The sequence below is a fragment of the Bacillus sp. MM2020_4 genome (assembly GCF_011250555.1).
Lineage (GTDB): Bacteria > Bacillota > Bacilli > Bacillales > Cytobacillaceae > Neobacillus.
This window is the reverse complement of the sequence record NZ_JAANMZ010000017.1, coordinates 17,483-31,733: the sequence shown is the minus strand read 5'-3', so window position 1 is coordinate 31,733 and position 14,251 is coordinate 17,483. Positions and strand designations below refer to the sequence as shown.

Genomic DNA, 14,251 nt, shown 5'->3' with positions numbered 1-14,251 from the left:
ATAAAGAAAATGACAGAATCCAAAGAATTAATAGATTTACCTGATCCAGATGATTCTATTTCATATCAAGAGTTTGTTTCTAATATAGAGATTGATAGTGTTAATATTAGAAAGTTGAATATGGAATCAGTTGTAGCTCCTAATGAGATTGCTAATCTTATGAAAGATGGCAATAGAATAGAAATTGATCTAGAGCATGAATTTAAGTTAGAAAAAAAATTAGAAGAAAACAACTCCTTTTTTGCTTTAGGTATTGTACAAGTTGCTGCAAGAGTTAAAGACAATGTTTTATTTCTAATCGAAGTAGAATTAGTTATAGAGTATGATACCTCTTTAAGTAAACAGGTAATCCCTGATGAGATTTACAATGATTTTGTCCAAAACAACGTTCCTGTGAATCTTTGGCCATATGCAAGGGAAGCAATTCAAAGTGGAACGACAAGGATGGGTTACCCTCCATTAACTATTCGACCGTATCGCGTACTTATGTAGGAGATTAAAAAATGATTAGGTTAGAAGGAACTGAAGAACATCCTCGCTTTAATAATAGCGATCATATTGTAGAAAATTTTAATAAATATCTTACAAATTCCTTTTATAGGTATGTGATTATGCTTTCTATTCAAGGTACATACAAATTTAGAGATCCAAATAATAGAGTTGAAAATGCCATAAGTGAAGCTTCTTTAATGATAGATACTACTCCTGATGAAGGTGAATTAGCTAGTTTAAGAGAGGTACTTTTAATTTTTGTTTTATCAAAGAGATATATGGATGATTTCAGAGGACCCTTATTTGAACAAATTATCCGTTTTTCAGGGCCAGAGAATCCTATTAATAACTATAATCCCAAATGTAATTCCCTTGAAGAAGGGCAAATCTTTTGTGAACGTACATCGTACAATAATGGTGATTGTGATAAAAATGTAGATCTAGTTTTTTTTGAAGAGGGGCTTAGGATTAACCCCAATTGTTTTGAGGTTGAGAGATTCATAGCGTGTGAAGTTAAGTGTAATATAAATTCATTTATAACTGGAATAGTTAATGCCTTGAGAAAAGGTAAAGAGTTAATGGCAATTAGCAATTATACAAAATTATTATACCTAAAAGAAATAGTTTCGCATTTTCTGGGATTGTCTACAGTACTTATTTGTACATTAAATGGGATAAGTGCTTTTTCAAAAGGTTTCCTGAAAGATCATGATCTAGAGTGTTTAGGTATCTGGGAGCCTACGAATTAATAATTGGGCAAAAAAGGAGGCAATTTTATTTGCCTCCTTTTTTGCATTCTAATAGTTGAACCAAACCAACAGATGTGCCAAGCATGGGTGCAGATTCTGACCCCAATACCTGAAAATTTTATTTTGCTGGGGAAGCAATAGAACTAGAACCGTCCCCTGCATCACATGAATACCCGCTGCACCAGCCAAATGGCGCCCATGGCTACGATGGCGTAGGATCCATAGGTGACGATTTTTCGGGAGCTTTTCAGCTTGAAGAGATAGGCCAGCAATGGGAGCAGCAGCAGCACGATGGACAGTTGTACGGCTTCGATTCCTAGGTTGAAGTTCACTAAGGCAACGGCGAGATGGCTTTTCGGAATCGCCATTTCTTTTAAAATAGAGGCAAAGCCGAGACCGTGAATGAGGCCGAACATAAACGTGATACTCCAGCGATGGCGGATCTCCTTGCGAAAGATATTCTCTAAGGCGACGTAACAGATACTGAAAGCAATGACAGCTTCGACAAACCGGGAAGGCAGGGTGACCACACCCAATACCGCCAAGCTAAGTGTGATGCTATGGGCTAACGTAAAGGAGGTCACAATCGCCGCGTATTGTTTAAAGGTTTGCTTGCGCAGCAGCAGGGCAAACAGAAACAACAAATGATCATACCCGGTCAAGATATGTAGCATGCCCAGTTTGAAAAAGGAAAACCATGAAGAAGTGGACGATGTTTCGGCAGGTTGCACGGCCGCTCCGTCCTCATCAGGCTGCATAGCAGACCCAGCGCCCAACCCCGAGCCCTGTTCTTGCTGCACTTCCGTTACCAGCATCGTCCATGTTCGCTCCGACCCCTGCAGCACTGCCTCACTCGTTTCGCCCCGATACGAAGCCGAAATCAAGTTCACATAGTTGGTGCCCGTGTCATTGAAATAAAAGCCATCAGTAAAGACAACGGTCTCTCCAGGAGCAACCGACGGAAAGGTCATATCAACAGAAAGGAATTCTTTGTTTTCCTTTTTGACCAGCTCCATTTTTTTAACGACAGGTGTCTGCTCTTTGTTATCCACATCAAGGGTAAGGCCCTCGGTGATCAATTCCTCCAGATGATGGCGCTCCTTTTTGATTTCAGACTTTTCGAGCACCCAGTTTTTGTTGGCATCGATTTTGGGCAGTAATTCAAAAATCGATAAGGTATCAAGCGTAAAGACGATTTCTGTCTTTTTCTCTTCCATTTTGATGGTTGTATAACTAGCACTGTAGGCATGTGCCGAAGTATGTTGAGGATAAAGACAAAGAGCAACGAGAAAAACCAAGAATAATGGCCGGAACCTTCGAATTTTGTCGTACATCAAGATCACGATTACCCTCCTAGTAAAATAGCTTTTGACTTAATATAAACATACCCCGAAAGCGTTTGTATACATGGAAAAACTTTTTTATTAACCATTTTGAAACGGTATATCTTTTATTCTGAAAATTTTGTAGAATAATAGAGCAATTTAAATTTTTATAAGAAAGAGAGGAGTTTGGCACGAGGGTTGAATGGAAAAGGGGCGGAGCGCCGCAAAAGGTAAACAGTATAGACAAGGAACGTGGGAAAGATAAATTTCAGCTTAAGGTTAGTAGTATCTTGGCTCTGCTCACACCGCCTTATTGGCATGGTTTGGTACTTTGAAATAGTTTCCATACGAAATGGTGACGAGTAACGCTATACCATTTCTTGTGAAAAAAGGAGGAGGAAGAATGAAAGGGAAAAGGTGGAAGTTTAAGCGCTGGACAAGCACGTTTTTAGCCGCACTCCTATTGATCAGCACGTTTTTGCCAAGCAGTCTCATTGGCAGAGTATTTGCGGAACAGGCCGATCATATCGTCATTTCTCAGTACTTCGGCGGGGGAGGCAATAAAGACGCTCCATACAATAAGGATTTTATCGAGTTATACAACCCGACAGAAGAAGATGTTGTCCTAGATGGCTGGTCTGTTCAGTATGCTTCTAAAGCAGGCACAACATGGTCAGTGACCCCACTAAACGGGACAATTAAGGCACATGGCTACTACCTCATTTCTGAAGGCGGCGGTTCAACTGGTGTAGACATTCCAGAGGCAGATGCAAAAGGGTCCACCGCTATGTCTGGAACTGATGCAAAAGTAGCCTTATTTAAAGATAAAACTACTGCGGCTACAGGCCAGAAGCCGGAAGATACAATTGATTTTGTAGGCTTAGGTGCAGCAGATGCCTTTGAAGGCAGCGGTAAAGCTAAAGCACCGTCTAATACCACAAGCGTCCAACGCCGGCCGTACGCTAACGTAGACCCGGCTCCGGGCAAGGGCAACGCCTGGGATAGCGATGATAACGCGGCGGACTTCTACACAGGGCCAGTTGCAGCACCAAGAAACACAGCAAGCCCAACGGAAGCCCCGATGGTTCCGGTAACAAGCTTGCAGCCAAAAGGCACAAACATTCAAGTGATCCAAGACGGCACTTCGGTTAAAGTCACAGGGCAACCTGAAGCAGCAGAAAATGGGTCAACAATCACTATATATGAAACCGTTTCTAAGGGAGAGGCGCTGGCAACAACAACAGCATCAGCCGACGGTTCGTTCACGGCCGACTTCACTTCCACAAAAGCACTGTCCTCCGTTTTCGTCGCAGCGACACAGACGGACCTGGATGAAAGTGCGGCCATCCAAATCAATGTAGCCCAGCCAAGTGCGTCTGTGGCACAGGAAAAGTTAAGCTACGTGATCGCCGATGGTGTGGGGACATTAATTGGCGGGGCAGGTACCGCCGCAGCAAATGCGATCATCAATGTGTATCCAAATGATACAGCCACCAAGGCGGAAAAAGTAAATGCAGCCGACATCATCGCAGGAACTGCAGGAGATTTTCAACTAACCATTAACGACAACCCACCAAATACCGTTTATGTCACTCAGATGACAACCTCTGCGAAGGGGATGATGTTGGAAAGCGTCCCAGTATCCGTGACAAAGGCCGATACAACCGCGATTTCCAAACTTGAAGACGTTCGAGCCTCAGATGCGAAGGGTCAACCAGTCAACCTCAATAAGTTTTTTACCATTGAAGGGGTAGCAACGGTCGATAATCAGATTCTTGGCACGCAAAAACAAAACTTCTATCTCCAAGATGAGACAGCTGGGATCAATATCTTTGCGACTTCACTAGAGACCGCCTTTAAGGTGACGAAAGGCGACAAATTACGGATTACAGGGAAAGTGTTAGTGTATAATGGCTTAACTGAATTCGAACCGACCTCTATTGAAAAAATAAGTGAAGGCAACGCCATTCCAGCAGCCAAAAGCATGACCATCCTTGATCTAAACACCTATGCTACGGCAGAACCGGCCGAGGGAAGCCTCATCACCGTTACGGGAAAAGTTTCGGCAGTGGCCGCTTCCGGGGCCAACTACAACGTTACGTTTGTCGATGAAAATAACAAAGCGACGACCCTAAGAGTCATGGGAGCTACGGGCATTAAGCCTGACACCGATCTTATGACTGGAAAAAGTTATACGGTGACAGGAGTATTAGGGCAATATACAACAAATGCATCGGCAACAAACGGGTACCAGGTATACCCACGTGATGTCAAAGACATCGCCCCGATTCTTGGCATCACCCATACAGAATTAAAAGAAGTGTTTAAAGGGACAGATGTGGAATTTGAAGCCCATGCAGACGGTGCCGAATCGGTCATTCTTTATTACCGAGCAAAAGACACCACTGACTATACGGCATTGCCAATGGGGGGTGGCGGCGACGGCCGCTACACAGCAAAACTAGCGGCAGCAAACGTACCGCAGAACGGCTTCGACTATTATATCGAAGCAAAAGCAGGAACAAAGACACAATCGGCAGGTACGAGCGAATCTCCATATGCCGTTACGCTAATCGAGGACACATTTGGACCGGAAATCAGCGGCGAAACACCGCAGAATACGACAAAGGTAGAAAGCCCGACACCGGAAATTACGGCCTTACTTAACGACCCAAGCGGTGTGGACGAAACGACCGTTCACTTGTGGCTTGATGGCAAGGAGCTAACAGCGCCAGAGGCAACGATCAGCAAAACACAGGTAAAATACACACCTAAAACCGACCTTGCACTTGGCACACACACGGTCAAGGTCGCAGCCAAAGACGTAAAAGGCAATCTGACCGAAAAAGAATGGACATTCGAAGTGGTTCCACGTTTTACCGGCGGCCAGCATTACCGCGGGACAACCCATAACCACACGAATATTTCTCATGATGGCGCAGGCACACCTGAGGATGCCCTAAAAGCAGGAAAAGCCCATCATTATGATTGGTTTGCTTTTTCCGATCACTCCCATGATATCGATCCTGAAAAATTAGGAACGGACACGGTGGTTCGTGATGGGATGCAGGAACGGACCGGCGGATCGCAATGGCAGTTAACCAAAGACCTGGCAGCCCAATATACAAAAGATGATTATGTCGTGTTCCCGGCCTTTGAAATGACCTCAACGACGTGGGGCCATTCCAATATCTTCGGTTCCGACAACTTTATCGACCGGAACATTAACGGCAAACAATACCAGGATTTAAACCAGTACTATGCATGGGTGATGACGTACGATGACATCGTCGGTCAATTTAACCACCCGGATATGTCGGCGAATGCGTTTAACAACTTTAAGCCTTACAACAAAGACGTCGATAAGTTATTTACGATGTTAGAAGTAGGAAATGGCTCCGGCCACTATGGCTATGCCAATGCTGAGGGGAAATATTTTTCCGCATTGGATTTAGGCTGGCATGTGGCACCGACGTATGGCGAAGACAATCATGAAGGAACATGGGGTCAAGTAAATGCGCGTACCGTCATCGTAGCGGACGACCTATCGCAGGCATCCTTGCTTCACTCGATGCGCAATATGCGTGTGTACATGGAAGAAGATCCAAACTTCACGTTGGATGTAAAGGCCAATGGCTACTATATGGGTTCAACGGTAGACAGCAAGAGCCTGAAGTTCACCGTCAACGGCAGTGACACGGTCGCGGAAGCCCATAACAACAGCGACTATAGTTATTTGCCAACAAGCTATCAATCCGATGACCGCATCGCGAAAGTGGAACTGATCACAAACGGCAACAAGGTTGTTGATTCGATTACACCTATGGCAAAAGAGTTCGAATGGTCACCATCCTACACCGTTACTGGCGGTCAACAATGGTTTGTCGTCAAGGTAACGCAAATGGACGGCGAACGCATTTACTCTTCACCGATCTGGTCAAAAGAGGAAGCGGTTGACGTCAAAGTCAACAGCATCGATATTGACGGCAGCGTGATCATTGGCGGCAACCCGGCGACGTTAAATGCAACGGTAGCCAACAACGGAACACAAGTCGTGAAAAACGTAAAAGTAGACTTCTATGTTGATGAAGTGAACCAAGAGAATCTGATCGGATCAGACACGATTTCATCGATCTTAACGAAGAGCTCTGCGACAGCGACAACTACATGGGACAGCCCAATAAACGGCGACCATAAACTGATGGCAGTGGCAACTTCCTTAGATGGACTTGATCTTGGGGATGTGTCCTTTACATTACCTGTAAAAATTAAAGAACCGCTCGGGGTGAAAGTCGTCATCGATGCCGCCCACGGCAACGAAAACACGAGCGCTGACAGCGGCACGTACAAAGATAACTTAAAAGCCTTCACCCTCATGCTGCAAAAAGAAGGCTACACGGTTGTGGAAAATAAAACAGCCCTGACAGATGATGCATTAAGCAATGTAAAAGTTCTCGTGTTAACACATGCGCGAACAGCCCTTTCTGCAGATGAGCGGGCAGCGGTGGCGAAGTTTGTGAAAAACGGCGGCTCACTGTTAATGGCCGGAAAGAGCAATAACAGTACGAATCCGACGATTAATAACGCATTATTAACGGATATCGGTTCGGCTATCTGGATGGGCAACGACGGCGTATTCGATGACAGCAAGGACGGTAACTTCTGGAGTGATCCAAAGGTAAGCCCGTATGCCGTTAGGGTTCACCCGGGATTAGTGTCCAACTATATCACCGACCGCGTCTCGTTTGTCGATTACTATAGCGGCACAAGTTTGTCAGGCGCTGACAATCAGCCGTTAACGGAAGCTGGCAAGGTAACGATTTTAGCAAAAGGAAATGACACGACCTACCAAGGTAACATCAAGGGCGGCTACACCTATGATGCGGTTTCCGATGAAACGGGCGGTTCAGCGATTCCATTGATCGCTTCAGAGGAAATCGGCGACAATGGCCGTATCATTGTTTCCGGGATGAATATTTTCAATGATAAGCAAATGGACGAGTCTTACGAGCCGAAAGGCAACGATGAGATGTCGCTAAATGCGGTCAACTGGCTGGCCCATCGTGAAACAAAGGTCAGCAAGATTGGCGATGCCCGAAAAATGGCTGAAGCGACCGATGTTGTCGTAGAAGGAACAGTGACTACAGGTGCCGGCGTCTTCTTCGATGCCTTCAACCTTCAGGATGAAACCGGCGGAATCATGGCGTTCCAGGAAGTTCCGGAGGGCTCCTTGAAACCAGGCGACAAGGTTCGTGTGTACGGTCATATTAAGATGTTTGACAACAATCTGGAGCTTGAATTTACCAATTTTGCGAAGGATGTTATAAAAATCGGCACAGGTGACCCGCTCGAGCCAAAGGCTGTCCCAACCGGTGATGCGACATCTGCGGCCAACCAAGGCCTCCTTGTAAAAGTAAAAGGAAAAGTCGTATCCAAATTTGATGATCATTCCTATGTCATCAATGATGGATCGGGAGATGTATTAGTGTTTACAGATGGGTACATTGTGAACCAAAGCCATGTTCCGGTACCGGTTCTGAAAACCGGTGATACCTTAGAAGCCGTTGGTTTATCCGGCGCATTTGCGCAAGGTACGCGGATCCGTGTGAGAGACACGAGGGAACTCGTTGGCTTTGATACGACGGCACCAGATGCACCGGTGGTACATGGTGTAACAGATGCGGACGAAACCATCACCGGAACGGCGGAGGATGGTTCGACGGTAACAGCGAAAGTTAACGGTGATAGGATTGGTACGGCAACTGTGAATGAGGACGGTACCTATACGATTACCATTGCCAAGCAAGCAGCGACTACGAAAATTGCCGTAACAGCTACGGACCAAGCCGGTAATGTAAGCAACCCAACAGAAATAACCGTAAGCGATGTAACGCCACCGGCAGTTCCGGTAGTAAACCCTGTCAACGATAACGATGTTGTCATTACGGGTACGGCAGAAGCAGGAGCAACGGTTACGGCAACTGTGAATGGCAAAGAAATTGGCAAGGGTGCCGCCAACTTTAGCGGTGCATTTGCGCTTTCGATGGCAAAGCAAACAGTCGGTTCAACGATTGTCCTAACGGCTGTTGATGCCGCGGGGAATGTTAGTCCGGCAGCCGAGGTAAAAGTAAAAGACGAAAGAGTAACAACAGTAACAGTAAAAACAGCGACATCCGGTACCCAGGTGTTTAAAGAACCTAGCCAGTTTATTGCCACTTCAGAAGGAAGCAGAACGCCTGAGTATCGCTTCACTATTCTTGATAAAAAGGGTGATATGGTCTTCTTCCAAGAGTATGGGGCCAGCGATACAGTGACCTGGACGGCAAAAAATCCTGGGAACTATATCATTGTCGTTGAAGCAAAGGACAAGTATAACGAAGGATTATTGCCCCATTACACGGAGGCTCTTACCGTAATGACCTTTAATGTGGCAGCGGGAAAAGGAAAAGGGAAGAATTAACGAATAACGTAAGATGGAGAGAGTAGGAACAACTACTCTTTCCATCTTTTTTAATGACCGTAGCGAGGATACTTGTTTTGATTTTCGGTGTGCATACAGCACGCGGTTGTTAAAAAGGGTAACTGTCTTTTTAGGTTTTCGCTATCAAGGTGGTAAAAGTTAATATTGGAGACAATTCTACAAAATTTACGAGGAATTCTACAATTGAAAAGATTTTTCTACAAAAATGAAACTTATTCTACAAATTAGAGTAACAATTCTACAAAAACTGGAAACACCTTTCCAAAAGGAAATTGTTGATGAAGCTGATACTTCTCTAGTAAAGGTCATTAAATGTGTCTTGCATACCGTAATATTCTGCATGTCGCAAAGTTGTACTCACCGATGGATTGTTTCTCCTCGGAAAATCCCATCATCTTACTCGACCCTGTGAGTTTTATTAAATTGACTTGCCTTCAAAGAATAAGACTTGGGACCATCCCTCCACGCTCGTTACACATTTCATCGGTACTATATCCCTACTTTCGCAAAAATAAAGTCACTTCGATATTTATTTATCTTATAGACACCATCCCTTATTAAACAAGGAATTTACCGGGATAAAAGTTTTCGTAGGCTTCCCGGCGTTTTTCGATGCTTTCTTTATCAATTACGGTGACGCCCGCTACTATCGCGTTAACAAGCGAAAAGACGGCCGGTGCAGAATCAATCGTTGAAGTGGTAGATAAATTGAGCGGAATCAGAATATCGGAAAGCTCCCGCAGTGGCGATAAAGGCGAATCAGTAATGCCAATCACAAATGCCCCCTGCTTTTTCGCCAGCTCCGCCAGCTCTAGTGTCATCGATGAATAGCGGTGAAACGAAATCGCAATAAAGACACTTTGGCTGTCAACGGTCGTCAATAAATAATTAATATCATCGATCCCTGGCTGGACCAAATGGGAGTGGCCCTTAATGATATTTAGTGTGAAGGATAACCAATGGGCAACAGCAAATGAGGTCCGCACCCCGGTTACTAAAATGTTAGTAGAATCATAAATTTTCCTGGCAGCCAAGTGAATGTCATCCATATTGATTTTCTCCATCAATGTCTGGATATTGGCCATATCCCGCTGTAGGCTGCGCACAAAAAAGGTGGGATGAGGGTCATTGCCCTCTTTGTCGGCTAGATACTCCTGGATACTGCTCTTTTGAAAAATAAGATGCTTCCGTACCTCATTCTGCAATTCACTGTAACCACTATAACCAAGTGCATAACAGAAACGAATCACTGTTGTTTCACTGACCCCTGCTTCCTGACCCAAATGGCTTGCGGAATTCATCGCGACTGACTGGGGGTGATCCATCACATATTTTCCAACCTTCTTATGCCCAGAAGAAAAGGACGGGTAGTTTTCTTTAATTTTTTCAATGAAGTTTGTCACCTGCACAACAACTCCCAAATTCCATATCAATATATCTATTTGAAGTCTATACTTCTTTAGCTTTAAAATGAAGCATATGCTTTTACATTAGCAGATGACAGTGGAATTGACAATATAAAATTTTACTTACACAAATTAAAGATAGACTATTGTGAAAAGACAGAATATATGATAAATTTTTAAAAAAGTATAAACTTCATTTTTTGAAAAAAGGAAGTATAAACTTTCAATTCTGTTTGGAAGCTGAAGGCTTCGCTTCAAAAAATGAAAGTCCAATCATGATATAAGGGGGAAAGAGAAATGAAGAAAATTAGTTTGCTAGTTTTAATGTTGATCCTGGCGTTCTCCATGATCGGTTGTTCTGCAGCCGAGGAAACAGGATCAAAGAAATCGGAAGCCGAAAGTGGAGAAAAGGTAAAGGGTGGAGAACTCCAGGTAGCCTATAATGCTCAGCCGCCAACACTTGATCCGCTGTTATCAACAGCTGTTGCAACCCGTGACATTACCAGACATGTCTATGAATCTCTTGTTACCTTTAATCAGAATTTCGAAGTGGAGCCAATGCTCGCCGAATCTTATGAAGTCAGTGAGGATGGCAAGAAGATTACCTTCAAACTAAGAAAAGGAGTTAAATTCCACAACGGCAACGAAATGACAGTTGATGATGTCGTGGCCTCCATGAATCGCTGGAAGGACGTAACGCCACTTGGCAAATCTTACTTCTCTGAAGCTACTTTTACTGGCGAAGGTGATGATACGGTCGTCCTTGACATGCCGAGCCCGCTTGCAACCGCACTGGGAATGCTTGCTGACCCTGGACAAGCCGCCATTATCACACCGAAGGAAGTCAATGACTCTGTCAATGAAAAGGGTTTGACTGAGTTTATTGGAACAGGTCCTTATAAGTTCGTTGAATGGAAGACTGACCAGTATGTTAAATTAGAAAGATTCGATGGCTATCAATCTCTTGAAACGAAAAGCAGCGGTTTAGCTGGTAAAAAAGAAGCACTGGTTGACTCGATTTACTTCCAGTTTGTCACGGATGCCTCCACTCGTCTGGCAGGGATCCAAACCGGAGAGTATGACATTGCCAACGCGATTCCGTTTGATAATGCCGAGCAATTAGAATCCAACCCGGATGTCAAAAACCATGTCGACCACAACGGTTTTAACGGTGTGGTGTTCAACAAGAAGGCCGGATTCTTTAAAGATGTGAAAGCGCGTCAGGCTATTAATGCAGCTCTTGACGAAGAGGAAATCTTGATGGCTTCCTTCTCAAATGACAAATTCTATCAGCTGGAACACGGCCTCATGATCAAGGACCAAGTGGACTGGTACAGCGAAGCCGGAAAGAAGCTTTATAACCAGCATGATGTAGAAAAGGCGAAGCAGCTATTAAAAGAAGCAGGTTATAACGGTGAGGAAATTGTGATTTTGGCAAGCAGGGACTATGAAGACCATTACAATGCTGCGGTGGTTGTCCAGCAGCAACTTGAAAAAATCGGCATGAAGGTGAAGCTCGATGTGTACGATTGGCCAACCCTTCTACAAAAGCGCGGCGATGAAAGTGCCTATGATATGTTTGTTACCGGGTTCCCAACCGAGCCGACTCCTGCGAAGTATGTGTTCCTGGATTCTGCCAACCAATGGCCAGGCTGGACCAATGATCCGAAAATGGATGAACTGTTAGAAAAGATTAACACAGCAACTTCACAAGACGAGGCAAAAAAATATTTTGCTGAGCTTCAAGGAGAATTTTATGACTATCTGCCAATCATTAAATTTGGTAATAAAACAACCATTACAACAACTCGTTCCAACATCAAGGACATGGGCTTCCTGCAAGGAATCATCCTTTGGAATGTTGAAAAACAAAAGTAACCTAGGTCTTACAGGGAGTGGTGAAACGCTTTGAAAGGATATATTTTAAAACGGTTATTATCGTTGATACCTGTATTATTGGTTGTAGCCGTTATCGTGTTTCTGATTATCCATATGACACCCGGAGACCCGGCATCCGTAATGCTGGGCCCGGACGCCAGTCCCAAAGAGGTCGCCGAGCTGCGTGATCAGCTCGGCCTAAACCTCCCGCTCTATCAACAATTCTTTAGTTGGTTTGCTGGCGTTCTGCAAGGGGACTTAGGCTATTCCTTCTTTATGAGTGAGTCTGTTCTCCATGCCTTTATTTCCCATTTAGGTCCGACGTTCTCTTTAGCGGTTCTGGCCCAAGTATTTGCGATTGTTTTGGCCATCCCGCTTGGCGTTATCGCGGCGAGAAAACGTGGTTCGGTTGTCGATCAGTCATTTATGGGCTTTTCGCTTATCGGGATTTCCGTGCCAAGCTTTTTGCTTGGATTGTTTTTAATCTTATTGTTTGCCGTTCATTTGCGCTGGCTGCCAGTGGCAGGGTATAAGCCATTAAGTGAGGGACTTGGTCTCCATATCAAATATCTGATTTTACCTGCAATTGCCTTAGGGATGATGCAGGCTGCACTGATTGCAAGAATGACACGGTCTTCGATGCTCGATATTTTAAATGCCAACTTTATTAAAACAGCCCGCTCAAAAGGGGTTAAAGAAAGAATGATTGTCTACAAACACGCATTGCGTAATGCTTTTATTCCGATATTAACCATCATCGGGCAGACATTTGGCACACTGGTTGCCGGTGCGGCAGTCGTGGAAACGGTCTTTAACATTCCGGGAATCGGGCAGCTCGTCGTCAATTCCGTCGAACGCCGTGACTTCGCGGTGATCCAGGGGACGATTTTGCTGGTAGCGATCAGCTATGTGACCATTAATCTAATCATAGACTTACTATACGGCGTAATCGATCCACGCGTCCGTTTAAGCAGGAAATAGAAAGGAGGCGCTAATGATGCAGACAACACCTGTCACCGAAAAAATAGAATTAACCGACGTTAAACACCTTATAAAGAAAGAGCGGCGGGAATTATTGTTTCGGCGATTTTTTTCCAATAAATTAGCCCTCACTGGAAGTATCATCATTCTCTTCATAGTCTTGTTCACCGTGGTTGGTCCGTTCCTGACTTCCCAAGATCCGTATGAGTTAAATGCCAAAGAGAGGCTGCTCGCGCCAAGCTCGGAATATCTATTTGGAACGGACAATTATGGACGTGATTTATTCAGCCGTGTTGTTCACGGTGCCAAGGTTTCGGTCGGGGTCGGTTTTGCAGTAGCGTTAATCACCTCGCTTGCCGGAATGGTCATCGGGCTTTATGCTGCTTATTTCCGGTCATTGGATAATCTGTTGATGCGCCTCTGTGACGGGCTGATGGCTTTCCCAGCCATCTTGCTGGCGATTGCGATTATGGCTGCGCTAGGGCCGCGGGTAGAAAACGTCATTATTGCGTTAGGAATTGTCTTTACACCTTATGTAGCAAGAACCGTTCGTTCTTCTGCCCTTGTGGTAAAAGAACAAACTTATATTGAAGCTCTGAAGTCGCAGGGGGCCGGTGCCACGAGAATTATCTGGTCAAACATCGCACCCAATGTGATTTCACCGCTTGTCGTCCAGGCCACATTTATCTTTGCGGATTCGATTATCACGGAAGCGGCGTTAAGTTTCTTGGGTGCTGGAATCCCGGCACCGGCGCCAAGCTGGGGGAATCTCTTGTATGACGGGAAAATGGTTATCTTTAATGCCTGGTGGATGACAGTATTCCCGGGGATTGCCATCATGCTGACGGTGCTTGGTCTTAACCTGTTTGGCGACGGCCTGCGCGACTTGCTGGACCCTCATAATAATAAGGCGAAGAAATAACATGTGAAAGGAGGGCG

General features: G+C 44.8%; 8 protein-coding genes. 6 read left to right on the top strand and 2 right to left on the bottom strand.

Annotated elements, in window-relative coordinates; translation table 11 throughout:
* Nucleotides 1-9 precede the first annotated feature (9 nt).
* Together G6554_RS12430 and G6554_RS12425 are read left to right on the top strand one after the other, a co-directional pair.
* Complete coding sequence (locus G6554_RS12430; protein WP_166242273.1) at nt 10-492, top strand: protein-export chaperone SecB; 483 nt, start codon at nt 10-12, stop codon at nt 490-492.
* A gap of 11 nt (nt 493-503) precedes the next feature.
* Nucleotides 504-1,241 (top strand): hypothetical protein, encoded by a 738-nt coding sequence (locus tag G6554_RS12425; protein ID WP_166242271.1) that lies wholly within the window; start codon nt 504-506, stop codon nt 1,239-1,241.
* Between the two features lie 161 nt (nt 1,242-1,402).
* Here G6554_RS12425 and G6554_RS12420 read toward each other — a convergent pair whose 3' ends face one another.
* Entirely contained in the window at nt 1,403-2,575 is a 1,173-nt protein-coding gene (locus tag G6554_RS12420) for a HupE/UreJ family protein (RefSeq protein ID WP_207627609.1), read from the bottom strand.
* A gap of 394 nt (nt 2,576-2,969) precedes the next feature.
* Between G6554_RS12420 and G6554_RS12415 the strand changes: the two genes are divergently transcribed.
* Nucleotides 2,970-9,026 carry a DUF4350 domain-containing protein gene (locus G6554_RS12415; RefSeq protein WP_166242267.1) on the top strand — a complete coding sequence of 2,019 codons (6,057 nt, stop codon included), beginning with the start codon at nt 2,970-2,972 and terminating at the stop codon, nt 9,024-9,026.
* A gap of 578 nt (nt 9,027-9,604) precedes the next feature.
* Here the strand turns inward: G6554_RS12415 and G6554_RS12410 are convergent.
* Nucleotides 9,605-10,450 (bottom strand): SIS domain-containing protein, encoded by an 846-nt coding sequence (locus tag G6554_RS12410; RefSeq protein WP_166242265.1) that lies wholly within the window; start codon nt 10,448-10,450, stop codon nt 9,605-9,607.
* A 300-nt stretch (nt 10,451-10,750) separates the two neighbouring features.
* Here G6554_RS12410 and G6554_RS12405 point away from each other — a divergent pair, with 300 nt between their 5' ends.
* The 3 genes from G6554_RS12405 to G6554_RS12395 are packed head-to-tail and all read left to right on the top strand — an operon-like array spanning nt 10,751 to nt 14,234.
* Nucleotides 10,751-12,331 carry an ABC transporter substrate-binding protein gene (locus G6554_RS12405; RefSeq protein WP_166242263.1) on the top strand — a complete coding sequence of 527 codons (1,581 nt, stop codon included), beginning with the start codon at nt 10,751-10,753 and terminating at the stop codon, nt 12,329-12,331.
* A gap of 30 nt (nt 12,332-12,361) precedes the next feature.
* Entirely contained in the window at nt 12,362-13,312 is a 951-nt protein-coding gene (locus tag G6554_RS12400; protein ID WP_166242261.1) for an ABC transporter permease, read from the top strand.
* A gap of 16 nt (nt 13,313-13,328) precedes the next feature.
* Nucleotides 13,329-14,234 (top strand): ABC transporter permease, encoded by a 906-nt coding sequence (locus tag G6554_RS12395; RefSeq protein WP_166242378.1) that lies wholly within the window; start codon nt 13,329-13,331, stop codon nt 14,232-14,234.
* Nucleotides 14,235-14,251 lie beyond the last annotated feature (17 nt).

Coding starts and splice junctions, on each gene's coding strand:
- G6554_RS12405 (WP_166242263.1), top strand. CDS start 10,751: ATGAAGAAAATTAGTTTGCTAGTTTTAATGTTGATCCTGGCGTTCTCC.
- G6554_RS12415 (WP_166242267.1), top strand. CDS start 2,970: ATGAAAGGGAAAAGGTGGAAGTTTAAGCGCTGGACAAGCACGTTTTTA.
- G6554_RS12420 (WP_207627609.1), bottom strand. CDS start 2,575: ATGTACGACAAAATTCGAAGGTTCCGGCCATTATTCTTGGTTTTTCTC.
- G6554_RS12430 (WP_166242273.1), top strand. CDS start 10: ATGACAGAATCCAAAGAATTAATAGATTTACCTGATCCAGATGATTCT.
- G6554_RS12395 (WP_166242378.1), top strand. CDS start 13,329: ATGCAGACAACACCTGTCACCGAAAAAATAGAATTAACCGACGTTAAA.
- G6554_RS12425 (WP_166242271.1), top strand. CDS start 504: ATGATTAGGTTAGAAGGAACTGAAGAACATCCTCGCTTTAATAATAGC.